The organism is Halorubrum xinjiangense (assembly GCF_900102375.1).
In the GTDB taxonomy this organism is placed as follows: domain Archaea; phylum Halobacteriota; class Halobacteria; order Halobacteriales; family Haloferacaceae; genus Halorubrum; species Halorubrum xinjiangense.
In genome coordinates this window covers 40,054-66,171 of record NZ_FNBO01000001.1, presented here as the reverse complement: position 1 = coordinate 66,171, position 26,118 = coordinate 40,054, and the positions used below count along the sequence as shown (strand labels likewise).

The window sequence follows — 26,118 nt, the reverse complement described above, 5'->3', positions numbered from 1 at the left end:
CCGCCGCGTTGACGTTATCTGCCTGCGAGCGTTCCAAAGCGACTTTATCCGCGCACCGTGGACTTACTGGCATGAGTACACAGGTCGTCGTCGTCGGCTCCGGCTACGCCGGCGCAGGGGCGGTGAAGGCGTTCGAAGACGAGGTCGGCGAGGGCGAGGCGGAACTCACGTGGGTCTCTGAACACGACTACCACCTCGTCTTACACGAGGTCCACCGCGCGATCCGCAACCCCGCGGTCGAGGACAAGATCACGATCCCCGTCGACGAGATCAAGTCGCCCGAGTCCGACTTCGTCCAGGGCCGCGTCGTCGACGTCGACACCGACGAGCGCGTCGTCGAGACCGACGACGGGACGACCGTCGACTACGACTACCTGCTGCTCGGCGTCGGCTCCACGACCGCTTTCTTCGGCATCGAGGGGTTAGAGGAGAACGCCCACCAGCTGAAGGGGCTCGACGACGCGAAGGCGATCCACGAGGAGGTCCGCGAGGCGGCGGCCGAGGCGACCCGCTCCGACCCCGTCGAGGTCATCGTCGGCGGCGCCGGGCTCTCCGGCATCCAGACGGCCGGCGAGATCGCCGAGTACCGCGACAAACACCGCGCGCCGATAGAGATCAAGCTGGTCGAGGGGCTCGACGAGGTCTTCCCCGGCAACGACCCCCAGATTCAGGGCGCGCTCCGCCAGCGGCTGGAGGACGCGGACATCGAGATCCTCACCGGCGACTTCATCTCGAAGGCCGACGAGGACGCCGTCTACCTCGGCGGCGGCGACGAGGAGGAGCCCGAGGAGCTCGCCTACGACGTCCTGATCTGGACCGGCGGAATTACGGGACAGCCCGAGCTCGAGAACGTCGAGATCGAGAAGGACGAGCGCTCGAACCGCGTCCACGCCGGCTCCGACTTCGCCACCAGCGACGACCGCGTGTTCGCCATCGGCGACACCGCGCTCGTTGAGCAGGGCGAAGACGACGTGGCACCGCCGACCGCGCAGGCCGCCTGGCAGGCCGCGGAGGTCGCGGGCGCCAACCTCGCGCGCGCCGCCCGCGGCGCGCCGCTCCGCTCGTGGACCCACGAGGACAAGGGGACGGTCATCTCCGTCGGCGAGGAGGCGGTCGCCCACGACGTGATGGGCATGCCGATCAAGACGTTCGGCGGCACGCCTGCGAAGCTGCTGAAGAAGGCCATCGCCACGCGCTGGATCGCCAAGGTCTCCTCCGCGAGCCGCGGCGTCGGCGCGTTCGGCGACATGTGAGCCCGGGCGACTCGCGGTAGCGACGCTTCTTTCGACACCGATTTCGACGCTTTTCGGCGACGAACTAGTCCGGCGGCTCGGCGACGGACGGCTCGCGATTTCCGATAGAACTGTTCTCGAAGCGATCGAAGGACTTCTCGCAGTCAGTGTTCGGCCGGCTCGTCGGGCGCCCGCATGTCGTCGATCCGCAGGATGAGCACGTTCGCGGTGTCGTCTTTCCCGTCGACGGTCCCGTCGATGACGAGCTTCGAGAGCGGCGTCGGGCCGACGGTGACGCTGTCGCCCTCGTGGAAGTCGCGGACCGAGCCCTGGACGTGGATCTCGGCGCGGCACAGCTCGGGGTGGTGGACGCTGGAGAGGTCGATCCCGTCGACGTTGGTCCCCTCGACCTGCTCGCCCTCGTGGTAGATCGGGACGTCGGCCGGCTCGTCCATGCGCTGGATGTCGAGCGCCTCGTAGGCGTTCGAGGTGGGCTTGTACCCCCCTTTCGGTCCGGGTACGCCCTCGACCAGCTGGAGGGCCTTGAGGCTCTGCATCTGGTTGCGGATCGTCCCCGGGTTGCGGTCGACCTCCTCGGCGATCGCCTCGCCTTTCACGGCGTCCTCCTGTTCCCCGTAGAGGTTGATGAGGGCCGTGAGGATGCTTTTCTGGCTCGACGTGAGCTCGATCGATGACATGGTGGCGAATACACGACGCCCCCGCTTAAATGCGATGGAATTCACTTATAAATGATCGTGTGAGATCCGCTCGGTGAGCGGGTCGCCGTCCGCGCGAGGGCGCCGGCTCACTCCCCGCGCAGCCGCTTCATCCGGACGTACGCGAGCGGGCTCGACAGCGCGACGACGACGCCGACGCCGATCAGCGCGACGCCGAAGTCGACCGCGACGAACGAGACCGCGGCGCCGACGAGTCCGATCGCCGCCCCGGTGAACGCGACCGCGATCACGGCGCCGATCGGCTCGATGTCGCCGGGGTCGACCGAGTAGGGATCGGAGCTGTCCATGAGCATCCCGTGGCGGGCCGGGCGCAAAACGGTGTCCGATCCGGCGAGGGGGGACGGCGGGGTCGCCGACGAATCCGGGGCGACGCGAGCGCGCCGATCCCCCACCATTGAAGCGGCGGCGCGCCGCGTAGCCGGTATGACCACGGTCAGGATCATCGGCGCGCCGACCGACTACGGGGCGAACCGACGCGGGGTCGACATGGGGCCTTCGGCGATCCGGTACGGCGGGCTCGCGGACCAGCTCGCCGGCGCCGGCGTGGAGACCGTCGACGGGGGCGACCTCCTCGTCCCGCGGGCGGAGGAGCGCGACCCGGACGCGGACGCGCCCAGCGAGGGGAAAGCGAAGTTCCTCCGGGAGACAGAAGACGTCTGCCGCCGGCTCGGCGACGAGGTCGCCGCGACGCTCGCCGACGGCGAGGTGCCGCTCGCGCTCGGAGGCGACCACTCCATCGCGATCGGGAGCCTCGCCGGGTCCGCGCGCGACGCGGAGATCGGCGCCGTGTGGTTCGACGCGCACGCCGACCTCAACACGCCCGCGACGACGCCGTCGGGCAACGTTCACGGGATGCCGCTGGCGGCCGCGCTCGGGATCGACGAGTTCGCGGACACCGAGTGGGCGAACGCGCCGGGGCTCTCGCCGGAGAACGTCGCCTTGGTCGGGCTCCGCTCGGTCGACGGAGCGGAGGCGGAGCTAATCAAAGAGCGCGGCTTCGCCGCGTACACGATGTCCGACATCGACGAGCGGGGGATCACGGAGGTCACGGAGGAGGCCCTGTCGGTCGCCGCGGACGGCGTCGACGGGATCCACGTCAGCCTCGATCTGGACTGGCTCGACCCCAACGCCGCGCCCGGCGTCGGGACCCCCGTCCGCGGCGGGGTCACCTACCGCGAGGCGCACAGCGCGATGGAGATCGTCGACGAGACGGACGCGCTCCGCTCGATGGAGATAGTCGAGGTGAATCCGACGCTGGACCAGCACAACGAGACGGCCGAGCTGGCGACGGAGCTGGCAGCGAGCGCGTTCGGGAAGCGCGTCTTATAACTCGGAGGGAGGGAGACAGAGCGGGCGGAACCCCGGGCGAGCGAAACGCCGGGTCAGACGCCGCGGTCGAGGTCCTCGACGACCCGCTGGAGGTCCGCCGCGGCCTCGATCTCGCCTTTGATCTCCTCGCGGCGGCGGACGGCCGCTGAGTCAGCGTCGTACGCGCGGACGAACTCGGCGCGGGTGTGCTCGTCGAACGCGTGGCGGATCGCGAAGTAGCCGTCCGGGACGATGGTGCCGCAGACCTTGCACTCGTGGCGTTGGTGGTCGTTCGTCTGGTGGACGATCGCCGCCTCCACGTCGTCGAAGGCGGCGTCGCAGTCGCCGATGCCGCACGTCCAGCGAGGGGCCATACCCGAACTCTCGCCCGAGGGGGATTAACGGTTTCCCAAGCCGGCGGACTCTCCTCCCGGCGTCGACCGGTGCCTGCTGCCACAACCGTCCCTGTCCGCGGTCGCGGCACCGTCGTCGTCGAACGATACGCCTTTGCGCGGGCGCGACGACCATGCGACCGTGACCCGATCGCAAACGCGCGTCGACGCCCACGTCAAGGTGCTCGACGACGAGGTCGTCGCCCGCGCGAAGGCCCGCGGGATCGACGCGCTCGTGTACGCGCCGCACTTCACGCGCCTCCCGACGATCCGCGAGCGTGCGGCCCGGTACACCGACGACGAGCTGACGGTCGTTCCCGCTCGCGAGGTGTTCACCGGCGACTGGGGAAACCGGCGGCACCTCCTCGTCTTAGGCCTCTCCGAGCCGGTCCCCGACTACATCACCTTCGAGGGCGCGATGGCCGAGTTCGAGCGGCAGGACGCCGCCGTCCTCGTCCCCCATCCCGGCTTCGCCACCATCTCGCTCACGCGGCCGGAGGTCGACGCCCACGCCGACCGGATCGACGCGGTCGAGACGTACAACACGAAGCTGCTCCCCCACCAGAATGTCAGGGCGCGCCGGACCGCGGAGGCGACCGGCTGCGCCGGCTTCGGTTCGTCGTACGCGCACCTCCCCGGCACGGCGGGCGAGGCGTGGACCGCCTTCGAGGGCGACCTCGACGACGCCGAGGCGGTCGCCGACGCGTTCCGCGAGCGCCGCCCCCGCAAGGTGATCCACCGCGGCGGGGCCGGCCACCGGCTCCGCGGCCTCGTGGAGTTTGCACACCTCGCCTACGAGAACACGTGGGTGAAACTCGACCGGATGTTTCTCTCCGGCAACGAGCCGACCCTCCCCTCGAACGTCGCCTACGAGGGCCGGTTCGACGACGTGAGCGTTTACGAGTAGAGAGATTGCGGTGGCGCGTGCCTGCGAGCGGCCGCCGGCGGCGGCCGCGAGGAGCGCGCGCGAGGGACGCCGCGAGCGACGTGGGCGACCGAAGGGAGCCCCGAGCGAGCGGCGAGGCTGGGGAGGCGTGAGGCGCTGTGCGGGGTGGGAATCAAAGGGGCAGCCGTGAGGGCGAAGCCGCGCGACGTAAGCACCGCAGTGAGTGAGCGGAGCGAACGAACGAGGCGCGCAGCGAGCGCACCGAGCCCTCGCGGCTGGGGCTTTGGCGGTGTTCGCTATCGATCCGCAGTCACTCATTTATAAGCGAATGGCCGAATCTTTGGCAGTGTCCGCCGCTGATCTGCTAACAACTAGTTATAAATAAGCGGTCGGAGATTTGGCGCTCGTAGCTGCCGATCCTACACCGGCTATTTATAAGTGGACGGCCGGATCGTTGACGACCTCCTCGGAGCCGTCGATCCCCACAAGACCGGCCCGACGCCGACTCACTTATAAGCCGAATCCGGCCGCCGCCTCCGACGCCGCGGACAGGTCCAGATCGAGGTTCACGACGTAGGTGTGGATCGCCCAGAAGGCCGCCAGCTCGATACCGGTGATGATCACGGTGACGAGGTCGGCGTACTTGCTGCTCGTCGTCACGCCGGACGGCATCCCGAACTCCTTGTCCGAGAGCGGGTGGAACAGCGCGATGCCGCGCCGGCTCCCGACCACGTCGAGGATGTAGTGGGTCAACACGCCGATCCACACGTACTGGAGGTTCCCGAAGACGATCGGGTACGCGAGGAAGACAGCCAACACGGGGAGGCTGTGGAGCGTCTTCCGGTGGCGCCCGAAGGCGGTGTCGACGTCGGGGAACAGCGCCCCCAACACGACGGGAACGGTGATCTCTGCGATCGTCTCGGCGGTCGCGAGGGTAAGGCTCGGTTCGAGGATGAACCCCAGCCCCAAGGCGAGCAGCAGCCCGTTGAGGACGTGGCCGCGTTTGTTCATACCGCTGGCTGTGCGCGTCGGTAGGTCAAACCACCGGATCGCGGCGAGGGACGTAAGCGGTGCTTACCACGAGCCGTCCCGCGCTACCGCTCCCGGGTCGAAAGAGCCACGGCGGGCGCGCTCGACCCGCCCGTATGGAGTACGAGGAGCCGAAGTTCTTCCACGTGATGCAGTACGCCGCGGCCGCCGACGGCGACGTCATCGACATGGTGAGCGGCAACCCCGACTGGGAGCCGCCCGCCGCGCTCCGCGAGGCGCTCCGCGAGTACGCCGACCTGCCGCCCGCCGACTTCCAGTACCCGCCGAGCGACGGGCTCCGCGAGCTGCGGGCGGCGATCGCGACCCGCGAAAACGTCGCCCCCGAGTGCGTGGTCGTCACCAACGGCACCGGCGAGGCGAACTACCTCGCAATGGCGCGCGCGCTCAACCGCGACGCCGGCGACGAGGCGCTGCTCATGGACCCGGTGTACCCGTACTACCCGGGAAAGACGCACCTGCTCGACGGGGAGCCGACGCTCGTGCCCACCGAGCGCGACGGCGGCCTCGACGTCGACGCGGTCCGCGAGGCCGCCAGCGAGGACACCGCCCTCATCGTCCTCAACACGCCGAACAACCCGACCGGCGCCGTCTACGACCTCGACGCGGTCCGCGAGGTCGTCGGTGTCGCCGAGGCGGTCGACGCGCTCGTCGTCGTCGACGAGGTGTACGACCGCTTCGACCTCTCCGGCTCCTTCGAGTCCGCCCTCACCCTCGATTCCGACCGCGTGATCGTCACGAGCGGCTTCTCGAAGTCGATGGCGATCACCGGGCTCCGCGTCGGCTACGGCGTGTTCCCGGAGGCGCACGTCGGCGACGCCAAGACCCGGCACATGCTCGTGAACGTCACCGGGGCGCGCCCCTCCCAGTACGCGGTCTACCACGCGCTCGCGGAGACGCCGTCGGACTACTACGCCGCGTCGCGCGACCTGCTCGCGGACCGCGTCGACGCGTTCACCGACGCGCTCGACGCGGCCGGCGCGGAGTACAGCCGCCCGGAGGGCGCCTTCTACGTCCTGGCGCGCTTCGAGGGGTTCCCCGGCACGATGGCGAACGTCAAGCGCCTGGTCGACGAGGCGGGCGTCGCCGGGATGCCGGGCGAGGCGTTCGGCACCGCCCGCGACGAGTGGATCCGGTTCGCCCTCGTGACGCCGCGCGCGACCGAGGCCGCCGAGCGGCTCGCCGACTACTTCGCCGACGGCGCGGTTGACCCGCGGTGAGCGGCAACGTCCCCGGCCGGCGCCGGTCGATGCCCGCGACGACCTTCGCTCGCCCCCTCAGTCTGACGCCTCACCGACGGCGAACGCGGCTCCCGAGACCGACCGCCAGGAGAGCGAGCACGGCCGCGACGACCCCGAGTCCGGGGCTGTCGTCGTCGGTACTCCCGGAGTCGTTGTCAGTACTCCCGGAGTCGCTGTCAGTACTCTCGGAGTCGTCATTGGTACTCCCGGAGTCGTCGTCGGTACTCCCGGAGCCGTCGTCATCGCCCCCGCTTCCCGCGCCGTCAGAGCTGTTTGCGTCCGCTTCCTCCGCGCTGTCGACGCCCTCGATCGTCACCGGCTCAGACGCGACGGAGCCGTCCCGGGCGACCACCGTTCGGTTCCCGGCCGCGGACACCGGTACGTCGACTTCCCCGCGGTCGTCGGTCTCACCGACCGCGTCGCCGTCGACCTCGACGGTCGCGCCCGATACCGGTTCGTCGTAGGCGTTCCGCACCGTCACGCGGGTCGTCTCGCCGACGAGGACGCGCTGGTTCGCCGGTGTGACCGAGAGGGTGGCGGCCCGCTGTGCCGTGGCGTTCACGCTCACCGAGGACTCCCGCACCCTGACGCGTTCGGGCGAAGCGTCGTACCCTTCCTTGACGACCTCGACCGTGTACACCGCGTTCACGGGGACGTTGATCGAGGCCGTCCCCTCGGTCACGCTCACCTCGGCCTCGTACACCGACGAGGACACCTGAACCGCTCCCGTCTCGATCCGGGCGGGCGGGTCGAAGTGGTCGTCGAGGGCGCGCACGTCGAGCGTCGTTGCCCCCCGCTCGATTCCGACCGTCGTCTCCGCGTTCAGCGCCACCGTAACCTCGCGTTCCGTCCGGAGGTACCCCGGCTTCACGACGGCGACCTCGTACGCGCCGCGCTCGAGGCGCGCTGTCTCGTAGACGCCGTCGGCGCCGGTCTCGCCGCGGTCGACCGTCCGCCCGTCCTCGCGGATCCGGACCGTCGCGTTGGCCTGTGACCGGTTCTCGCCGTCGACCACGGTCACCGTCGCGGTCCCGCTCCGCGTGACGCCGAGCGCGACGGCCGTCGCGCTCGCGTTAGTGACCCGAAGCGGTCTGTTCCGGACATAGGTGTCGTCGTCGACGTCCAGCTCGACGTTCGCCCCCTCGGGGACGTCGAGGAGCACGTTCCCGTTGCTCGCCGTCGTCCCCGACGCGGTCTCCGTCTCCCCCGACTCGGTCTCCCACGTCGCCTCGACGGTCACGCCGCCGAGCGTGTCGCCGTCCTGATCGGTCACCGAGACGGTGAGCGTGACCGGATCCGCGGCGACCGCGCCGCCGGTCGCGACGACCGCGACGAACAGTACTGCCGCGCCGATCAGCGTCGAACGTGCGACGTCCATGCGGAGGCCCACGGAGCAAGTCGGTATTGGTATGGGGCGATTACCCGTCTCTCCGGCGTCGTCGGTCCGGAACCGTCCGCGGCGCCGATCGCGATTCCCGCGACCGAACCCCTCTCGCGACTCCGCCGTACCGACCGAACCCCTCTCGCGACTCCGCCGTACCGACCGAACCGTTCCCACGACTCCGCCGTATTCAAATACGCGCGCGCAGACCAACGCGTATGGAGCAGATCGATGACCAGTACGCGCCCGCCGACGTCGAGTCGGCGGTCGACGAGTACTGGGACGAGCACGACGCCTACGAGGCGGCGAAAGAGGCGCACGCCGACGACCCGCCGTTCTTCTTCGTGGACGGCCCGCCGTACACCTCCGGACAGATGCACCTCGGGACCGCCTGGAACAAGACGCTGAAGGACGCCGTCATCCGGTACAAGCGGATGACCGGCCACCGCGTCACCGACCGCCCCGGCTACGACATGCACGGGCTCCCGATCGAGGTGAAAGTCGAAGAGGAGCTCGGCTTCGAAAACAAGCGGGACATCGAGGAGTACGGAATGGAGTCGTTCATCGAGAAGTGCAAGGAGTTCGCCTTAGAAAACCGGGCGGCGATGGACGAGGACTTCAAATCGATCGGCGCGTGGATGGACTGGGACAACCCCTACGAGACCATCTCGCCGGAGTACATGGAGGCCGCCTGGTGGGCGTTTTCCGAGGTCGCCGACAACGGCCTCGTCGAGCAGGGGAAACGCTCCATCTCGCAGTGCCCGCGCTGCGAGACGGGGCTCGCCAACAACGAGGTCGAGTACGAGGACGTCGAGGACCCCTCCATCTACGTGAAGTTCCCGCTGGCTGACCGCGAGGGGAGCCTCGTCATCTGGACGACGACGCCGTGGACCATCCCCGCGAACACCTTCGTCGCCGTCGACGAGGACCTCACCTACAACGCGGTCCGCGCGGAGAAGGGCGACGAGGAGGAGCTCCTCTACGTCGCCGAGGAGTGCGTCGAGGACGTCCTCGGAGAGGGCCGCTACGAGTCGTACGACGTCGAGGCCGAGCTGACGGGCGAGGAGCTCGTCGGCTGGGCGTACGACCACCCGCTCGCCGACCGCGTCGCCGAGTACCCGGACTTCGAGGGCGCCGGCGAGGTGTACGCGGCCGACTACGTCGAGGCCGATCGCACCGGCCTCGTCCACTCCGCGCCGGGCCACGGAGAGGAAGACTTCCACCGCGGCACGGAGCTCGGACTCGATATCTACTGTCCGGTCGCCGCCAACGGCGAGTTCGAAGCGGCCGCCGGCGAGTACGCCGGCCAGTTCGTGCGCGACGCCAACGACGACATCATCGACGATCTGGTCGCCGACGGCCACATGCTCGCGCACGGCACCGTCGACCACAGCTACGGCCACTGCTGGCGCTGTGACACCGGGATCATCCAGCTGGTCACCGACCAGTGGTTCATCTCGATCACGGACGTGAAAGACGACCTCCTCGACAACATGGAGGACTCGGAGTGGCACCCGGGGTGGGCCCGCGACAACCGGTTCCGCGACTTCATCGAGGACGCGCCCGACTGGAACGTCTCCCGGCAGCGCTACTGGGGCGTGCCGATCCCGATCTGGGTGCCGGAGGACGCCGCGTCCGGCAACCTCGACGAGGACATGATCGTCATCGGCACCCGCGAGGAGCTCGCCGAGCGCGTCGAGGAGGACGTCGACCCAGACTCGATCGACCTCCACCGCCCCGCCGTCGACGACCTCACGATCGTCGAGGACGGGACGACGTACCGCCGGGTCGAGGACGTGTTCGACGTGTGGCTCGACTCCTCGGTCGCGACGTGGGGCACGCTCGGCTACCCGAGCGACGAGGCAGCACACGACGAGCTGTGGCCCGCCGACCTGATCATCGAGGCGCACGACCAGACGCGCGGCTGGTTCTGGTCGCAGCTCGGCATGGGGACCGCTGCGGTCGGCAAGGTCCCGTACGAGGAGGTGCTGATGCACGGCTTCGCCAACGACGAGGACGGCCGGAAGATGTCGAAGTCGGTCGGGAACATCGTCACCCCGGAGGAGGCGATCGAGCGCGCCGGCCGCGACCCGCTCCGCACCTACCTGCTCTCGCACGACCAGCAGGGCGTCGACCTCGCGTTCGAGTGGGACGGGCTCGCCGAGTTACAGGGCAAGCTCAACATCCTCTGGAACGTGTTCCGGTTCCCGCTGGAGTACATGGAGCTCGACGGCTACGACCCGGCCGAGGCAGACCTCGCGGACGGCGAGCTCGAGCTCGTCGACGAGTGGGTGCTCTCGCGGCTCCAGTCGGTGGAGGCCGAGGTCGCCGACGCCTGGGAGGACTATCAGGTCAGCGACGCGGTCAACGCCGTGATCGAGTTCGTCACGCAGGACGTCTCGCGGTTCTACGTCAAGGCGGTCCGCGACCGCATGTGGGAGGAGGCCGACTCCGCCTCGAAGCGCGGTGCCTACGCCACGCTCGCGACCGTCCTTGACGAGGTGATCCGCCTGCTCGCGCCGATCGCCCCGTACCTCACCGAGCGGATGTACCAGCGGCTCGACGGCGAGGCGACGACGGTCCACGCGCTGTCGTACCCCGAGCCGGACGCCGCCCTGCGCGACCCCGACCTCGAACGCGACGTGGCGGTCTTCCGCGACGTCGAGGAGGCGGCCGCGAACGCGCGCCAGCAGGCCGGCCGTAAGCTCCGCTGGCCCGTCCCGCGCGTCGTCGTCGAGACGGACGACGAGACCGTTTCGGCCGCGGTGGACCGCCTCGAAGCGCTGATCGCCGACCGCGTCAACGCCCGCGAGGTGGTCGTCACCGACGCCTTCGACGAGCTTGTCGAGACCGCGGAGCCGCAGATGGCCGCCATCGGGCCGGCGTTCGGCGGCGACGCGCAGCGGGTGATGGAGGCGGTCCAGGGCGCGACCCGATCGGCGGTCGAGGGCGGCGAGGTGACCGTCGACGGCGAGCCCGTCGACCTCGACGACGAGATGGTCGAGTACGTCGCGGAGCCGCCCGAGAACGTCTCCGGCGCCGACTTCGAGGGCGGCACCGTCTACGTCGACACCTCGCTGACTCCCGACATCGAGTCCGAGGGGTACGCCCGCGACGTGATCCGCCGGATCCAAGAGATGCGCAAGGAGCTCGACCTGGACGTGGAGGCGCGGATCCGCGTCGGCGTCGCGGTCGACGACGAGCGCGTCGCCGGCTTCGTGGACGACCACGCCGACCTGATCGCCGGCGAGGTGCGCGCCGACGCGTGGCTGGACGACCCGAGCGACGCCGCGGACGCCGAGGGCGGCCTCGTCGAGGAGTGGACGGTCGAGGGCGTCGCCGTGACGATCGGGATCGAGCCGGTCGCGTAGCTCTCCCGATCGCCTGAGCCGGTCGACCGCGAAGTCGCGACGCGCCGTCCCGAGCCGACACCGTCCACCGCGTGGTCCCGGATTACTGTGACAACAATTCGCACCCCGAAACCTATAGGTGCGTTCTTTACTCACGGTCGTACATGGATGTCCGGGCGGCTCGGCCCGACGACGCAGAGGACCTGCGAACGGCGGTCTCGCGAGCCCGCGAGGAGACGGTGTTCGACGACATCGGCGCGCCCTTACTCGACGTGTCCGCTGCCGGCGTCCGCGAGGCCGCCGCCGAGGCGGAGTGGTCGTTCCTGATGGAACACGATCAAGAGGGGCCCGTCGGTCTGGCGATCGCCCACCCGGACCCCGACGGAGCGGAGGCGGAGCTGCTGGCCCTGTGGGTTCACCCGAACCGCGCGGGGGAGGGCGTCGCGGACGAGCTGCTCGCCCGCGTGGGGAACGCGCTGGCCGACCGCGGGGTCGAGACCCTGCGCGCGACGGTCCCCGCGGACCAACCGAGCGCGCAGGAGTTCTTCAGCGCGCACGGGTTCGCGCGGCGCGGGACCCGCCGGAGCCCGGCGGGCGACGAGTCGGTCGTCGTCGCGGACCCGCACGTGCTCGCCTGACGCGGGCGCGACGTGGAAAACGGAACGCGGTTTTATTTTAGCCGTTCTTGAAGGAACGAAGGATGTGCGGCGGTGACGCCGTCGACGCCGAGCAGCTTCTCGGAGATGACGTCGCCGAGTTCGTCGCCGTCGCCGGCGCGTACCTCGGCCATCAGCATGTGGTCGCCCGAGGAGGTGTACAGCGCCTGGACCTCGTCGAGCGACTTCAGTTCGCGGGTGGCCTCCACGTACTGACCGGAGTCGACGTCCATCCCGACCATGGCGATCGACTGTGACGAGAGCTTCTTCGGATCGATCTCCGCGGAGTAGCCGACGATTACGCCCCGCTCTTCGAGGCGGTCGATATACTTCCGCACCGTCGGCTTCGAGACGTCCGCGCGTTCGGCGATCTCCCCGCAGGACGCCTGCGCGTCCTCTTCTAACACGGAGAGGATCCGTTCTTCCGTCGATACCGTACTCATACCTCTCCGTTTGTCACCAATGAAAAAATACCTTGCGAATCAAAAAACGAACTCACCGCGCCGTGAACGGCCGCCGGCCCCGTTCAGGCGTGTTTGTCGAGGAACATGTCGTGGGAGCGCTCCCACTCGTAGTCGTCGTCCCAGTAGCGCTCGGCGAGCGGTTCCTCGGGCATCTCGCCGATCGCCTGTTTCTCCGCGCCGTAGGACGGGCGGTCGTCGTCAACGTAGTAACGACCGGTGAGGACTTTCCCTTCGTGGAGCGCCTCCTCCGTCTCGCGCATCATCTCCGCGGCCTCGACCTTATCCGTAGTGTCGAAGTCGTAGTCTTCCGACTCCTGTACGTCGATGTACGGGACGTACTGGCGCGCGTCCTTGTTCCAGGTCGGACACTGGGTAAGGAAGTCGACGTGCGCGAACCCGTCGTGTTCGATCGCCTCGATGATGATCTCTTTCGCCTGGTTCGGGTTCACCGCGGCCGTGCGGGCGACGTAGGAGGCGCCGGCGTTCAAAGACATCGAGAGCGGCTTGATCGGCTCCTTGGCGCTCCCGTGGGGCTGCGTCTTCGACTTGTGGCCCTTCGGGCTGGTCGGGGAGGTCTGCCCCTTCGTGAGCCCGAAGATCTCGTTGTTGAAGACGATGTACGTCATGTCGTGGTTCTCCCGGGCCGTGTGGATGAAGTGGTTCCCGCCGATCCCGTAGCCGTCGCCGTCGCCGCCGGCGGCGATCACTTCGAGGTCGGGATTGGCGAGCTTCGCGGCGCGGGCCACGGGCAGCGAGCGCCCGTGGATCGTGTGGAACCCGTACGTGTCGAGGTAGCTGTTCAGCTTGCCCGAACAGCCGATTCCGGTGCAAAGCAGGGTCTCCTCGGGGGTCCGCCCGACCTCCGGGAGCGCCTGCTTGAGCGCCTTCAGGACGCTGAAGTCACCGCAGCCGGGACACCAGGTCGGCTGGGGCTCGACGCTCGGGGTGTACTCGTCGCGGTCGATCTCTCGCTCGTCGCCGATTGCTGAAAACGTGCTCATTGGTTAGTCACCTGCGGCTGGGACGAAGGTGGTCTGATGGCCGGACGCGTCGCCGTCGCCCTCGACGATGGCGGCCTCGAACCCGTCGACGACCTCCGCCGGCTCGAACGGGTTCCCGTTGTACTTCAGCAGGCTCGACAGCTTCTCGCCGTAGCGGCCGAGGTTCTTCTGGACGAGCCCGCGGAACTGTCCCGACGCCGTCATCTCGACGACGAGGACCTCGTCGACGCTCTCGACGAACGCCTCGACTTGCTCTGTCGGGAACGGGAGCATGTCGGAGACGCCGTACGATTTCACCGAGATCCCGGCGTCGTTGAGGCGCTCGACGGCCTCTTCGACGGTTCCCTGTTGGCTACCGAACGTGAGGATGCCGTACTCGGCGTCCTCGGGACCGGTGTACGAACCTGTGTCCTCCCCGTCGAGGTCGTCGCGGATGGCCTCCAGCTTCTGGGTCCGGCGGTCAATCTGCGCGACGCGGTTGTCGGGTGACTCGGCGATGTGCCCGGTGGGGTCGTGCTCGTTGCCGGTCGCGAGGAAGCGACCGCCCTTCTGGCCGGGGATCGACCGCGGGGAGACGCCGTCCTCGACGTCGTGCTGGAAGCGGTGGAACTTCCCGTCGCCGGAGTGCGGCTCGTCGGCGAGCGCGTCCTCGGAGAGCGTCTTCCCGAGCGTCGGGTTCGGCTCTCGGTCGAAGTGGCTCTTCGGGACGTTCTTCATCTCGCCGCCGAGCTTCTGGTCGTACAGCAGGATCGTCGGGATCTGGTACTCGTAGGCCAGCCGGAAGGCGATCCGGGACTGCTCGTACGCCTCCTCGACGGTACCCGGCGCGAGAACGACCCGCTGGGAGTCGCCCTGCGAGGTGTAGAGGACGTGTTCGAGGTCGGACTGCTCCGGCTTCGTCGGCATCCCGGTCGAGGGGCCGGCGCGCATGGCCTCGACGAGGACGACGGGCGTCTCCGTCATCTCCGCGAGCCCGAGCGGCTCGGACATCAGCGCGAACCCGCCGCCGGAGGAGCCGGACATCGCCTTGACGCCGGCGTGCGAGGCGCCGACCGCGAGCGCGGCCGCGGCGATCTCGTCTTCCACCTGCTCGGAGATCCCGCCGAGTTTCGGCAGGTTCTGCGTCATGATGGTGAACACCTCGGTCCACGGCGTCATCGGGTAGCCGGCGATGAACCGGCACCCCTCGTCGATGGCGCCGTAGGAGATGGCGTCCGACCCGGACATGAGCAGCTGGGTCTCGTCGTGCTCGCCCGTCGGGACCGACACGTCGGGCGCGTCGATGTCGTACTCCTCGCTGACCTGGTTGTACGCCGTCTCTAAGATCTCGAGGTTCGGCTCGAGGATCTTCTCCGGCATCGCGTCGCGCATCAGGTCCTCGACGTGGTCGAGCTCCATGCCGGTCAAAGCGCAGGTCGCGCCGACGCCGGCGGTGTTGCGCATGACCTCGCGACCCATGTCGCGGGCGAGCCCGCGGAGGTCGAGGGGGTATACGTGCCAGTCGTTCTCCTCGACGCGCTCGTCGAAGTCCGGGATCTCCGAGGCGTCGAGCAGCCCCTCGTCGTAGACGATGACGCCGCCCTCGCGGAGTTCGTCTAAGTTCTCTGAGAGCGGCTTGATCTCCTCGTTGCCGTAGACGGCCTCCTCCTGCGGGTTGCGGGCGAACGAGTCGCCCAAGGCGAGCAGGAAGTTGTAGCCGTCGCCCCGGGATTCGACGGGGTCCGCCGACGCGCGGACCTCCGTGTAGGTGTGACCGCCGCGGATCCGCGACGGGTAGTGCCGATGCGTGAAGACGTTGAGCCCCGATCGCATCAAGGCCTTCGCGAAGTTCTGGCTGGTCGAAGCGATCCCGTCACCGGACCCCCCCGATATCCGCCAGATGAGTTCGTCGTCAGTCATAGTGGTATGTGAGCCCGAGTGGGCCTCGTGGTCCGAAGTTATGTTGGTTCCCTCTTAGGGCTTGCTATGGAATCCCAAGGGACAATCATGAAGGTCTATTAGGTTGCCACGCCGTCGCATACCGCCGGCCGGGGTCCGCGCCCTTTTACTGCGCCGCGCGCCGAACGCTCGCATGCTCACGTTCATCGGACTCGGCCTCTACGACGAGCGCTCCGTCACCGTGGAGGGGCGCGAGGCGCTGCGCGAGGCCGACCGCGTCTTCGCGGAGTTCTACACCAGCCGGCTGGTCGGCGCCGACGTCGCCGACCTCGAGGCGTACCACGACGTCGACGTCGAGGTTCGCGACCGCGACGGGGTCGAGCGGAACCCGGAGCCGATACTCGAGGCGGCCGCGTCCGGCGACGCGGCGTTCCTCACCGCCGGCGACACGATGATCTCGACTACCCACACCGACCTCCGCCTCCGCGCCGAGGAGCGCGGGATCGACACGCGGGTGGTCCACGGCGTCACCGCCCAGTCGGCGGCGTCGAGCCTGACCGGGCTCCAGAACTACCGGTTCGGCAAGGCGACGACGCTGCCGTTCCCGTACGCGCACGGCGGCGACGACGTGCCCGCGAGCGTGATCGAGACGATAGAGGCGAACCGGGAGCGCGGGCTCCACACCGTCGTCTACCTCGACATCAAGGTCGGGACGGGACCGACCGGACCGGACCCCGACCACGAGGAGTACATGACCGCGGACGTGGCCGCCGGCCTGCTCGCCGATAACTGGGGCGCCGAGCTCGCGGTCGTCGTCGCGCGCGCCGGCTCTCCAGACGCGGTCGTCGCCGCCGACCGGCTGCGCGCGCTCGCGGACCGCGAGTTCGGCGATCCGCTCCACCTGCTCGTGATTCCCGGCGACCTCCACCACGTCGAGGCGGACGCCCTCGTCGGCCTCGCCGGCGCCCCCGAGTCGCTCGTCGAGGAGTGAATCCCTCGCCCTCGGACCGCACGCGGTCGGACTCCGCGGCGCTCCCGGACCGACCGCACGTTTGATTACCGTGCCGAACGTTATCATGAACCATGAAAGACGTGCCCGTCGACCGACTCATGTCGACCGACCTCACGACGATCGAACGCGGTGCCGCCGCGGCCGAGGCGGCCGAGAAGATGCGCGAGACCGGGGTCAGCTCGATTCTCGTCGTCGAGCCCGACGGGGCGCTGGCCGGCCTGATCACCGCGACGGACTTCGTCGCGCTCGTCCGCGACAACGACCCGAAGGACCGGACGCCGGTCGAGGCGTTCATGACCACCGATGTCGTCACGGTGGGCCGCGAGGATACCGTCGCCGAGCTGGCGGAGCCGACCGCCCACGGCTACACCCACCTCCCGGTGACCGACGGCGACGGCCGGCCGATCGGAATGGTGTCCACGACCGACCTCACAGCGCACCTCTCGAAGGCGCGGTGACGGACCGACCGGGCGTCGAATCCGGTTACGCTTCGAACCCGGTCGAATCCGGTCACGCTTCGAACTCGGTCGAATCCGGTTGGCTTCGGCCGACCGGCTCCGAGCCGCCCCCGCCCGGTTGTGCGTTCCGGAAGAGTAATGAAATGTGGTAACACACGTCCACGTATGGATCTCGATGACAGAACCCGCGTCGCGGACGTGATGTCGACGCCGCTGGAGACGATCGGAGCGGAGGCACCGCTCCGGGAGGTCGCCCGCCGGATGCGCGACGAGGAGATCAGCGCGCTCGTCGTGACGACCGGCGGCGGCTGTATCGTCACGCAGAGCGACGTCGTCGGGGCGGTCGCCGACGGCCGCGACCCCGAGGCGACGACGGTCCGCGAGGTAATGACCGACGACGTCGAGACGGTGACGCCCGACCTGATGATGCAGGAGGTCGCCGCGATGATGACGATGTACGGCGTGAAACACCTCCCGGTCGTCGACGACGACTACGTGGGGATGGTCTCGTCGACGGACATCGCCGAACACCTCTCGTAGGGGTCCTCCCCGATATGGGCCGCACGCCGGGGCCGGGGCTCCTCAGAGCAGAAAGAGCGGCAGCCCGGCGAGTACCCCCACGACGATCAACAGGAGGTTCCAGAGGAACACCGGCCGGACCAGCTCGCGCGCGATGCTCGCCGCGAAGGCGGTCTTGATCAGGATGCTGGCGGCGGTGCCGGCGACCACGCCCGCGACCGCGGTGTCGACGCCGATCTGTCCGGTCCCGAGCAGCGAGACCGCCGTGGTGGTCGAGGTTCCCGACGACACCAGCCCCGCGAGAAACGAGGTGGCAACGAACCCGCCCGCACCGAACGTCTGCTCTGCGACGGCGGAGGCGAGCAGCACGACCAAGAAGAGGGCGCCGAAGGTGAGCGCGTTCCCGAGGCTGAACGGCGAGGTGAGCTCGGCCTCCATCGTCGTCCGCCAGTCGCTGCGCCACACGGCGACGCCGATGCCCGCGAGGGTGATCGCGCCGAGGGGAGCCCCGACGACGAGCGCCGCCTCGGGGACGAAGACGGCCACGACCGCGGCGTTCCGGAACGCCATCGCCGCGTTCGCGAGGAGGATCGACCCCACCGCTATCTCGCCGAGGTCCGCCCGGCCCTTCGCGCGCTTCGCCATCTCGGCGACGACCGCGGTCGAGTTGACGAGCCCGCCGAAGAAGCCCGTCACCGCGTAGCCGCGCCCCTGATACCGCTTCACCAGCACGTAGTTGACGAAGCCGATGGCGCTGACCGCGACCACGAGCGACCAGACGAGCCGCGGCTGGACCGCATTCCACGGGTCGATCGTCTCAGCGGGGAGGAGGGGGAAGACGACGAACGCGAGGATGGTGAACTCCACCGCGCTGCGAACCTCCTCGCGGGAGAGCCCCCACGCGAACTCGTGGAGTTCCCGCTTCAACACGAGCAGGAGCGACGACAGCACCGCCACCGTCACCGACTCGATGAAGAGGCCCTCCGCGACGAGGACGCCGACCCCGTACGCCACGAGCATCGACGCCGACGTCGTCAAAGAGAGCCCGTCGACGTCGGCCTCGACGAAGCTCCGAACCGCCAACAGCACCGCGCTGGCGACCACGAGCACGCCCCCGACGACGAGCAGCCCCGTCTCGTCGAGTATCGAGAACACCGCGGCCGCGAGGCTGACGAGCGCGAACGTCCGGATCCCCGCCGACTTCTGTGACCACTCGCGTTCCAGCCCGAGGAACATCCCGAGCGCGGTCGCTAACACGAGCTTGGCGACGTTCGTCTCCAGGTAGACGAACGGGTCGACCGCGCCCATCACCGGCGACCACCCCCTCGCGGCCGCGATCCGCCCGCGGAGCCCGGCGGTCCGTCTCGCGTCCTCGCAGTCATGGCCCGTCGTACCCGTCTCGCACGTCTATAGCTTGCTATATAGCGCTATGTATTTTGGGAGGGTAGTCAGGGACGTGACGGCCTCGGCAGAGTCGAGGACCGACCTCCGACCTACCGGTTCGTCGGCTCGCGCGGGAGGTCGAGCGCCTCCGTCAGGTCGTGCTCCTCGCCGGTGATCAGGTAGAGGACGTCCTCTAAGATGACCGCCAGCTCGGGCAGCTCCCGCACCGCGAGGAAGGTGATGCCGATGAGCGCCACGACCGCCAGCAGCTGGCTCATGATGCGGTCGGAGATGAGAAAGGAGACCCGATAGGGGTCTGTCGCGCCGAACATCGTCATCACGAGGTCCGGGTACCAGTGCATGTACTGGTTGCCAGACACCACCGAGATGAACGTCGTCCGGAAGAGGTTCAGGACGTAGATGAGCGGGATCGACACCGCGAGCGCACGGAGCTTCCGGGAGAGCGGCGCCTCGACGGCGGCGACGAGGCCGCCGAAGATGGCCATGCTCCCCAGCCCCGTACACGCCAGCACGATGTGGATGACGACGGTGTGGCCGTCGGCCAGCGTCCACGAGTACGCCGCGTCGTACCCCTCGCTGCTCGTCACCGCCTCCGGCGCGTACCCGAGGAGGTCGATGAGCATCCCCGTCTGCGTCGCGACGACCTCGATGAGGATCCGACGGGGCTCCGGGAACGCGACCCCGGCGACGGTGAACGCCGGGATCGTCTCGAACGGGAGGTAGATGAATAACATGAGTGCGATGGCCCGGGTGAGGGTAAAAAGCGACGCCCGGCCGTCGTAGAGAAGGTACCCCGCGTACACGCTGGCCGGGAAGCCCACGAGCGCGAGGATCGACTCCACGTAGCTCTGGTGTTCGAGCGCGAAGTACGGCACCGTCGACAGCCAGAAGAGCCCGAACAGTGCCCACGTCGCGGCCGCGAGCGTGCGCCCCGCGGACAGCCCGCGGCTGTCGAGCAGCCACGCCGCCGCGAAGAGGGCCGCGACGATCCACGCGAACGTGAACGTGTCGGGGATCACGCTCAACACCGCTGGCGCGCCGTGGCCGAGCATACCGGAGTGGTCCGTCGTCGTCGAATAAAGCCCTTGTCGTTGCGTGCGAGCCAGAAGTCGGCGCGCCGGACCCGCCGGCCGCGACGCCGCCGCGTATCGCGCCGCTCGCTCAGTATGTGGCGCTACCGTTCCTCGCTGTCGGCTCGTGGCGTGTCACGCCGCTCGTTCAAACGAGGAACTACCGCTCCTCGCTGTCGAGCACGCGGATCTGGTCGCCGCGGACCGTCACCGGAATCGGGACCGTCGCCTCGTACAGCTCGACGGTCACCTGGTCTTTCCCTTCGTCGATCCGCTGGACGCGGGCCTTCTCGCCCTTGAACGGGCCAGCGATCAGTTCGACGATGTCGCCCTCGCCGATCCCCTCCACGTCCGGGGTCGGCGAGAGGAAGTGCTCGACCTCGGAGAAGGGGCTCTCGGCGGGGCCGTCGCCGCCCTGAATGACGCCGCGGGCGTGCGGGATCTCGTCGAGGATCCGCCCGAATGCGGCCCCGTCGGTCGCCTCGACCATCACGTAGCTCGTGAGCTGGTCGGGGGCGATGACGGCCTGGATCTCCGGCGTCTCCTTCTCGGCGAGCATGTCGGCGACGGTTCGCTCCTGGCTCGCCGTCGTCTTGACCGAGTAGATCGGCATTACGCGCCGACCCCCGGGAGCAGGCTCATGATCGCGAAGATCAGGAAGCCGATGAACCCGATGAGGAGGATTCCGGCGCCAGCGATCTTCGACACCTGGAGGAACTCGTCGGTGCTCGGCGTGCTCGCCAGCTTCAGCACCCGAATGTAGCTGTTGAGGTCGTACGGAACGTCCATGTTACGAGGAGATTCGAGACGAGACGGTTTTTACCTTTTGATGCGACCCCGGAGCGCCGCGGCGCGATTCGCCGCCCGCGGGACCGCCCTCCGCCCCCGACGCCGGACTCCCGTTACTCGACGTAGTCGATGTCCTCGACGTCGCTCGGCGCCCCGCCCTCCGGCGGCTCGCCGTTGCTCCCGTAGATCTGCGGCGACTCGACGCCGGTCACGACGATCATCGTGCGCATCTCGCCCTCCAGTTCGTCGTCGACCGAGGTCCCCCAGATGATCCGCGCGTCGGGGTCGATGCGGTCGTATATCTCCTCGACGACGCCCTCGGCCTCCTCGATGGACATGTCCGTGCCGCCGGTGACGTTCACCAGCGCGGAGTTCGCGCCGGAGATGTCGACGTCGAGCAGCGGCGAGCGCAGCGCCGACTTCACGGAGTCTTGCGCCTTCGAGTCGGAGTCGGACTCGCCGAGCCCGATCATCGCGACGCCGCCCTTCTCCATCACGGTGCGAACGTCGGCGAAGTCGAGGTTGACGAGCCCGGGCATCGTGATGAGCTCCGTGATCCCCTTCACCGAGCGCATCAGCACCTCGTCGGACACCTTGAACGCCTGCCGCACGGGGAGCTTCCCGACCGCGTCGAGCAGGCGGTCGTTGGGGACGACGATGACCGTGTCGCTCACGTCGCGGAGCCGCTCTAAGCCCGCCTCGGCGTTCGTCCGTCGGACCTCGCCCTCGGCCGTGAACGGCGTCGTGACGATGGCGATGGTGAGCGCGCCCGACTCGCGGGCCGCCTTCGCGACGACCGGCGCGGAGCCCGTCCCCGTGCCCCCGCCGAGCCCGGCGGTGACGAACACCATGTCGGAGCCGTCGATGGCGTCTTGGATCTCCTCTTGGGACTCGATGGCGGCCTCCTCGCCCACCTGCGGGAGCGAGCCGGCGCCGCGGCCCTGCGTCTTCTGCTGGCCCATGAGGATCTTCGTGTCGGCCTCGATGTTGACGAGGTGCTGGACGTCTGTGTTGGCTGCGACCAGCTTCGCCCCGTGGATCCCCTCCTCGGTCATCCGGTTGACCGTGTTGCCGCCGGCGCCCCCGCAGCCGACGACCGTGATGTTCGTCTGGAGGTCCTGGAGGACGTCCTGCAGCTCGTCGTCGGTCATCGTCCCGGTCTGCGGCGGCGCGCCGGCGCTCCCTCCGGCGGCGTTCTCGCCGGCTCCCCCGGCGTCGTCTGCGGGGGCCTCTTCGGCTTCGTCGATGGCGTCCTCAACGATAGAGTCCATTATGTGGTGTGGTTGCGACCCGGACGTATTTATTTTTGCCCGTTCGTCTGACGCGAGTCGGACGCCGAAATCACCGGCGTCCGCCGCCGACCGCCGAGAGTACGGGCGTCGAGGGCGCCACCGCCGAGCGCGCCGCTACTTATAAATCACTCGAACGTACCCGCGTCGATCGGGAACCGATCCGTGCGCGTCCGCGACACGTCATCGGGGGCGACGGTCTCGCCGTCGACCTCGACGGCCTCCCCGTCGGCCAACCGCCCGAACGCCGGCCCCTCAGGCACGCCCCGCTCGGCCGCCAGCGACGGGTCGAACGCGTTCTCGCGGGCGACGACCGCGCCCCGATCCGGCGCCACCTCGACCGCGTCGTACCCCGTCTCTAACACCGTCGCCAACCCCGCGACGAGGTCGGCGTACCCCGGCGCCTCCGCCGCCGTCGCGAAGGCGACGCGGCCGGCGGCGCGAGTGCCGCCCTGCTCCGTGTCGAAGGCAACGGCGACGCGCTCGACCGCCTCCCGCGCCGCGTCGGCGTCGAGCCCCTGCGCCCGCGCGAGCAGGTCCGCCGGGAGGTCGCGGACGCGGACCGCGTCGCCGAGCGCGTCGGAGTCACCGTCGGCCGCGTCGGAGTCGTCGCGGTCGTCGGCCGCGCCGGAGTTGTCGCGGTCGTCGGCCGCGTCAGAGTTATTGCCGTCGTCGATCCCGTCGCCGTCGAGCGCGACAGCGCCGAACCGCAGTCCCTCCTCGACGGGACCGATCTCGGCCTCCAGCCACTCGACGAGCGGGAGCGGCGCGTCGCCCACCTCGCGGACCCACGTCTCGCTCACCGTCCGGTAGCCGAGGTCCTCGACCACCGCGGCCAGATCCGGGCGGTCGCCGTCGATCACGGCGCGCTCGGCGCGGCTCCGCTCGAGGGCGGCCGCTATCACGTCGCGGTTCGCGTCGGGCGCGCCGAGGTCGGCGAGCGCCCAGTCGGCGCCGACGTGGCCCACCGCCCACTCCGTTTCCCGGACGATACGGGTGAACCGCGGCGCGTAGTGGCCGCCACCGAACCCGACGACGTGGCGGGGGCGGCGCTCGGTGTCGGCCGCATCGCCGGCGTCGCCGTCGCCGACTAGGTCCGCGCCAGTGCCGCGCAGATCGAGGATCGCCCGCGCGACCGCCCGGGCCGCTTCCGGGTCCTCCCACTGCGGCTCGTCCGACCCCAGTTCGACGAACAGCGAGGGGACGCCGACGTCCGTGGGCCCGTGGTGGGTACACTCGATACCGACCTCGTATCCCTCGGGCGCGTGCCGCCCGAGCGCCTCGACGACGCGCTTCTCGGCGCCGGGCGCGGCCCGCGCCAGCGACTCGGGGTCGCCGCCGTACTCGGCGCCGCCGAAGTTCCCGGTGACGTGCGCGGTGAGGAGCTCGCCGGTCTCGCCCGAGTGCCTGGAGACGAACGCGAGGAACGCGGGGTCGCAGTCGAACGCGGCGGTCGGGTCCGAGAGGCGGATGTGGAGGTCGTCGAACTCGCGGAGCTCGAACCCCGCCGTCCGGTAGTAGGTCCCGCCCCCGTCGGCGTCGGGGCGCGAGCCGTCCTCGCGCGCCTCCCAGTCGCCGACTTCCAAGAGCCGCTCGCCGATGTGCGCCGAGGCGCCGTCGGCCCGGCTGACGACGATCGCTATCACGTCACCGGCTCCGCCGCCCGCGACCGAATACCCGTCGGTTCGCGCCTCGTCTCAGTCCCGTTTCGTTCCCGTCTCGGCCCGGCGGGTCGGTCCCCCGCTACGGGAGCAGGAGGTACACGAAGACGCCGTAGCCGACCGTGAGGGCCGCGCCGTCGACCCGAGTGATCCGCTCGCCGTACGCCATCATGCCGACGATGACCGCCGTGAACGCGAGCAGCGCGGGGAACTCGAAGCCGCGGACGCTCGGGGCGACGCCGATGGGGGTCACCACCGCGACGATGCCGATGACCGCGAGGACGTTGTAGATGTTCGAGCCGACGACGTTGCCGACGCTGAACTCGGCCTCGCCCCGGGCCGCGGCCACGACGCTGGCGGCTAACTCCGGCAGCGACGTGCCGAGCGCCAACACCGTGAGCCCGATGAAGATGTCGGAGAAGCCGGCGGCCGACAGAAGCGACTCGCCGCCGTCGATCAGCCACCGCGAGCCGAGGACGAGCGCCACGATGCCGCCGACCACCATCGCGACGTCGCGCGCTTTCGCGTCGGGCATCTCGTCGCGCTGCGCGTCGGTGATCGCCGACTGGTTCTGCTGGACGTTGCGGAGGACCGCGGCGGTGAACGCGACGAGCGCCGCGAGCAGCACGACGCCGTCGACGAGACCGATCCGCCCGTCCCAGCCGAGGCCGACGAGCAGCAGCGCGGCCAGCACCATGAACGGGACGTGCCGGCGGAACACGGTGTCGGAGACGTCGAGCGGGCGGATGAGCGCGGAGATCCCTAACACGAGGCCGATGTTCGCGATGTTCGAACCGACGATGGCGCCGAGGCCGATGTCGGTCGACACGGTGACGGCGCCGAGGAGGGAGACGAAAAGCTCCGGGGCGGTGGTCGCGAACGCCACGACGGTGACGCCGACGGTCGGCGCCTTCAGCCCCACGGCGAGCGCGAGGTCGCTCGCGCCCGACACGAGCAGTTCGGCGCCAGCGTAGAGGAGGGCGACGCCGCCGGCGATCAACAGTAGTTCGACGAGTGGCGACCCGGGAAGCACGGCTCTCGGTTCGCAACGACGTTTCAAAAGGGTCGTGGTCCCCGCCCGTGTGGGGGACAGACGGTACCGGTCCGGGATTAGGCGTGTCCCGCCCGGAACTCGCCGTGTTTCACACCGATCGCGAACGCGAGCGCGCCGAAGACGAGCATCGACGGGACGACCATCATTAGCGTCGTCTGGAGGGGCATCATCCCCGCGCCGATGAGTCCGCCGGCGCCGACCGCGACGATCAGTACGAGGACCGCTGCCGCGCGTGGAAGGTCGAACTCCATGAATGCGTTATGTCGCGAGCGAGCCTAAACGTTCTGTCCGCGGCGCGGGATTCTGCTGCGGGGCGACGCCCGCTATCGAGCCGACGCCCGCTATCGAGCCGACGTGGTCAGGCCTCGATGATCTCGTCGTCCTCCTCGTCGGGGATCCGGATCTCCCCGTCGAGCGCGACCGTCGCCCGCCCCCCGACGCGGACCCCGTCCGCCGCCACGCGAACGCGGACGTGCCCCGGCCGGTCGACGAAGTGGCCCTGCTCGAACCGGAGCTCGTCGGGATCGTCGCCCTCGAAGGCGTCGACGTGCCGGAGGTATCCGCCGACGGCTCCGCTCGCGGTCCCGGTCACGGGGTCCTCCGAGACGCCGAGCGAGGGCGCGAACGCCCGGCCGTGGAGCGTCGAGTCGGCGTCGAGCGCGTCGAAGGTGAACGCGTACACGCCCGCGACGTCGAACTCCTCGGCGAGGCGCTCGACCGCCGCGTCGTCCGAGTCGGCCTCGCCGAGGCGCTCCAAGAAGTTCACCGGGACGACGAGGAACGGCAGCCCGGTCGACGCGACCGCGACCGGGAGGTCGGCCCCCACGTCGCGCAGCGCGGCGGGGTCGACGCCGAGGGCGGTCGCGACCCGCTCGACGTCGACGTCGACGACCTCGACGCTCGGCGCCTGCTGTCGCATCCAGACGGTGCCGTCGTCGTCGACCGCGACCGCGACGTCGCCGACGTTCGTGCGGACCGTGCGCTCGCCGCCGTCGATCGCGCCCTCGGCGAACAGGACGCCGTAGGTCGCGATCGTGGCGTGCCCGCAGAGGTCGACCTCCGTGGTCGGCGAGAAGTAGCGGAGCCGGTCGTCGGCCGCGCCGTCGGCGTCGGTCAGGAACGCCGTCTCTGAGGCGCCGAGTTCGGCGGCTACCGCGGCCATCTGGTCGTCGCTCAGCCCCTCCGCTTCGGGGACGACGCCGGCGGCGTTCCCGGCCAGCGGCTCCGCGGCGAACGCGTCGACGAGCAGCGCGCGTCTGGTCTCCATGTCAACCCCCTCGCGGTCGCGG

General features: G+C 69.5%; 26 protein-coding genes. 9 read left to right on the top strand and 17 right to left on the bottom strand.

Annotation, left to right across the window (positions count from 1 at the left end):
• Positions 1 to 71: 71 nt before the first annotated feature.
• Positions 72 to 1,253 (top strand): NAD(P)/FAD-dependent oxidoreductase, encoded by a 1,182-nt coding sequence (locus tag F3H13_RS00285; RefSeq protein ID WP_149797082.1) that lies wholly within the window; start codon positions 72 to 74, stop codon positions 1,251 to 1,253.
• A gap of 143 nt (positions 1,254 to 1,396) precedes the next feature.
• On the opposite strand, the gene F3H13_RS00280 is transcribed toward F3H13_RS00285, so the two are convergent.
• Positions 1,397 to 1,930: an Rrf2 family transcriptional regulator gene (locus tag F3H13_RS00280; RefSeq protein ID WP_149797081.1), complete on the bottom strand. Its 534-nt coding sequence runs from the start codon at positions 1,928 to 1,930 to the stop codon at positions 1,397 to 1,399.
• 107 nt (positions 1,931 to 2,037) lie between these two features.
• Positions 2,038 to 2,256, bottom strand: coding sequence for a hypothetical protein (locus tag F3H13_RS00275; protein ID WP_149797080.1), 219 nt, complete (start codon positions 2,254 to 2,256; stop codon positions 2,038 to 2,040).
• A gap of 136 nt (positions 2,257 to 2,392) precedes the next feature.
• Here F3H13_RS00275 and rocF point away from each other — a divergent pair, with 136 nt between their 5' ends.
• Positions 2,393 to 3,298, top strand: coding sequence for an arginase (gene rocF, locus F3H13_RS00270; protein WP_149797079.1), 906 nt, complete (start codon positions 2,393 to 2,395; stop codon positions 3,296 to 3,298).
• 53 nt (positions 3,299 to 3,351) lie between these two features.
• Here the strand turns inward: rocF and F3H13_RS00265 are convergent, their stop codons facing one another.
• Positions 3,352 to 3,651, bottom strand: a complete 300-nt coding sequence (locus tag F3H13_RS00265; protein WP_149797078.1) for a DUF7565 family protein — start codon at positions 3,649 to 3,651, stop codon at positions 3,352 to 3,354.
• Positions 3,652 to 3,784: 133 nt separating this feature from the next.
• Here F3H13_RS00265 and F3H13_RS00260 point away from each other — a divergent pair, with 133 nt between their 5' ends.
• Positions 3,785 to 4,576 carry a PHP domain-containing protein gene (locus tag F3H13_RS00260; RefSeq protein ID WP_149797077.1) on the top strand — a complete coding sequence of 264 codons (792 nt, stop codon included), beginning with the start codon at positions 3,785 to 3,787 and terminating at the stop codon, positions 4,574 to 4,576.
• Positions 4,577 to 5,065: 489 nt separating this feature from the next.
• On the opposite strand, the gene F3H13_RS00255 is transcribed toward F3H13_RS00260, so the two are convergent.
• On the bottom strand, positions 5,066 to 5,566 hold the full coding sequence (locus F3H13_RS00255; protein WP_149797076.1) for a metal-dependent hydrolase: 501 nt from the start codon (positions 5,564 to 5,566) through the stop codon (positions 5,066 to 5,068).
• A 134-nt stretch (positions 5,567 to 5,700) separates the two neighbouring features.
• Between F3H13_RS00255 and F3H13_RS00250 the strand changes: the two genes are divergently transcribed.
• On the top strand, positions 5,701 to 6,822 hold the full coding sequence (locus tag F3H13_RS00250) for a pyridoxal phosphate-dependent aminotransferase (RefSeq protein ID WP_149797075.1): 1,122 nt from the start codon (positions 5,701 to 5,703) through the stop codon (positions 6,820 to 6,822).
• A 70-nt stretch (positions 6,823 to 6,892) separates the two neighbouring features.
• Here F3H13_RS00250 and F3H13_RS00245 read toward each other — a convergent pair whose 3' ends face one another.
• Entirely contained in the window at positions 6,893 to 8,221 is a 1,329-nt protein-coding gene (locus F3H13_RS00245; protein ID WP_149797074.1) for a carboxypeptidase-like regulatory domain-containing protein, read from the bottom strand.
• A 221-nt stretch (positions 8,222 to 8,442) separates the two neighbouring features.
• Here F3H13_RS00245 and ileS point away from each other — a divergent pair, with 221 nt between their 5' ends.
• Together ileS and F3H13_RS00235 are read left to right on the top strand one after the other, a co-directional pair.
• Positions 8,443 to 11,595 (top strand): isoleucine--tRNA ligase, encoded by a 3,153-nt coding sequence (gene ileS, locus F3H13_RS00240; RefSeq protein ID WP_149797073.1) that lies wholly within the window; start codon positions 8,443 to 8,445, stop codon positions 11,593 to 11,595.
• A gap of 143 nt (positions 11,596 to 11,738) precedes the next feature.
• Positions 11,739 to 12,212 carry a GNAT family N-acetyltransferase gene (locus tag F3H13_RS00235; protein WP_149797072.1) on the top strand — a complete coding sequence of 158 codons (474 nt, stop codon included), beginning with the start codon at positions 11,739 to 11,741 and terminating at the stop codon, positions 12,210 to 12,212.
• 32 nt (positions 12,213 to 12,244) lie between these two features.
• Here F3H13_RS00235 and lrpA1 read toward each other — a convergent pair whose 3' ends face one another.
• The 3 genes from lrpA1 to F3H13_RS00220 all read right to left on the bottom strand — a co-directional run bounded on the left by lrpA1 (position 12,245) and on the right by F3H13_RS00220 (position 15,594).
• Positions 12,245 to 12,673 carry an HTH-type transcriptional regulator LrpA1 gene (gene lrpA1 / locus F3H13_RS00230; RefSeq protein ID WP_149797071.1) on the bottom strand — a complete coding sequence of 143 codons (429 nt, stop codon included), beginning with the start codon at positions 12,671 to 12,673 and terminating at the stop codon, positions 12,245 to 12,247.
• Positions 12,674 to 12,756: 83 nt separating this feature from the next.
• The gene (locus tag F3H13_RS00225; RefSeq protein ID WP_149797070.1) at positions 12,757 to 13,695 is read right to left on the bottom strand and encodes a thiamine pyrophosphate-dependent enzyme; all 939 of its coding nucleotides are present in this window, start codon (positions 13,693 to 13,695) and stop codon (positions 12,757 to 12,759) included.
• Positions 13,696 to 13,698: 3 nt separating this feature from the next.
• Positions 13,699 to 15,594 (bottom strand): 2-oxoacid:acceptor oxidoreductase subunit alpha, encoded by a 1,896-nt coding sequence (locus F3H13_RS00220; RefSeq protein WP_149797069.1) that lies wholly within the window; start codon positions 15,592 to 15,594, stop codon positions 13,699 to 13,701.
• Between the two features lie 172 nt (positions 15,595 to 15,766).
• Between F3H13_RS00220 and dph5 the strand changes: the two genes are divergently transcribed.
• The 3 genes from dph5 (at position 15,767) to F3H13_RS00205 (ending at position 17,583) form a co-directional block, all read left to right on the top strand.
• Positions 15,767 to 16,564 carry a diphthine synthase gene (gene dph5 / locus F3H13_RS00215; RefSeq protein WP_149797068.1) on the top strand — a complete coding sequence of 266 codons (798 nt, stop codon included), beginning with the start codon at positions 15,767 to 15,769 and terminating at the stop codon, positions 16,562 to 16,564.
• A 92-nt stretch (positions 16,565 to 16,656) separates the two neighbouring features.
• Positions 16,657 to 17,043: a CBS domain-containing protein gene (locus tag F3H13_RS00210; protein WP_149797067.1), complete on the top strand. Its 387-nt coding sequence runs from the start codon at positions 16,657 to 16,659 to the stop codon at positions 17,041 to 17,043.
• A 165-nt stretch (positions 17,044 to 17,208) separates the two neighbouring features.
• Positions 17,209 to 17,583 (top strand): CBS domain-containing protein, encoded by a 375-nt coding sequence (locus F3H13_RS00205; protein ID WP_149797066.1) that lies wholly within the window; start codon positions 17,209 to 17,211, stop codon positions 17,581 to 17,583.
• Positions 17,584 to 17,625: 42 nt separating this feature from the next.
• Here the strand turns inward: F3H13_RS00205 and F3H13_RS00200 are convergent, their stop codons facing one another.
• From F3H13_RS00200 to F3H13_RS00160, 9 genes are all read right to left on the bottom strand, one after another.
• Positions 17,626 to 18,873, bottom strand: coding sequence for an MgtC/SapB family protein (locus F3H13_RS00200; protein WP_149797065.1), 1,248 nt, complete (start codon positions 18,871 to 18,873; stop codon positions 17,626 to 17,628).
• Between the two features lie 182 nt (positions 18,874 to 19,055).
• Entirely contained in the window at positions 19,056 to 20,018 is a 963-nt protein-coding gene (artA, locus tag F3H13_RS00195; RefSeq protein WP_149797064.1) for an archaeosortase A, read from the bottom strand.
• Between the two features lie 178 nt (positions 20,019 to 20,196).
• The gene (locus tag F3H13_RS00190; protein ID WP_149797063.1) at positions 20,197 to 20,649 is read right to left on the bottom strand and encodes a transcription elongation factor Spt5; all 453 of its coding nucleotides are present in this window, start codon (positions 20,647 to 20,649) and stop codon (positions 20,197 to 20,199) included.
• Positions 20,649 to 20,825: a protein translocase SEC61 complex subunit gamma gene (locus F3H13_RS00185; RefSeq protein WP_017342689.1), complete on the bottom strand. Its 177-nt coding sequence runs from the start codon at positions 20,823 to 20,825 to the stop codon at positions 20,649 to 20,651. The genes F3H13_RS00190 and F3H13_RS00185 overlap by 1 nt, the downstream gene beginning before the upstream one ends.
• Before the next feature lie 113 nt (positions 20,826 to 20,938).
• Complete coding sequence (ftsZ, locus tag F3H13_RS00180; protein WP_149797062.1) at positions 20,939 to 22,096, bottom strand: cell division protein FtsZ; 1,158 nt, start codon at positions 22,094 to 22,096, stop codon at positions 20,939 to 20,941.
• A 146-nt stretch (positions 22,097 to 22,242) separates the two neighbouring features.
• The gene (locus F3H13_RS00175) at positions 22,243 to 23,760 is read right to left on the bottom strand and encodes a D-aminoacyl-tRNA deacylase (RefSeq protein WP_149797061.1); all 1,518 of its coding nucleotides are present in this window, start codon (positions 23,758 to 23,760) and stop codon (positions 22,243 to 22,245) included.
• 97 nt (positions 23,761 to 23,857) lie between these two features.
• Positions 23,858 to 24,808 carry a calcium/sodium antiporter gene (locus F3H13_RS00170; RefSeq protein ID WP_149797060.1) on the bottom strand — a complete coding sequence of 317 codons (951 nt, stop codon included), beginning with the start codon at positions 24,806 to 24,808 and terminating at the stop codon, positions 23,858 to 23,860.
• Positions 24,809 to 24,885: 77 nt separating this feature from the next.
• Complete coding sequence (locus F3H13_RS00165) at positions 24,886 to 25,080, bottom strand: DUF7333 family protein (protein ID WP_149797059.1); 195 nt, start codon at positions 25,078 to 25,080, stop codon at positions 24,886 to 24,888.
• Between the two features lie 107 nt (positions 25,081 to 25,187).
• Positions 25,188 to 26,096 carry a PhzF family phenazine biosynthesis protein gene (locus F3H13_RS00160; protein WP_149797058.1) on the bottom strand — a complete coding sequence of 303 codons (909 nt, stop codon included), beginning with the start codon at positions 26,094 to 26,096 and terminating at the stop codon, positions 25,188 to 25,190.
• Positions 26,097 to 26,118: the final 22 nt, after the last annotated feature.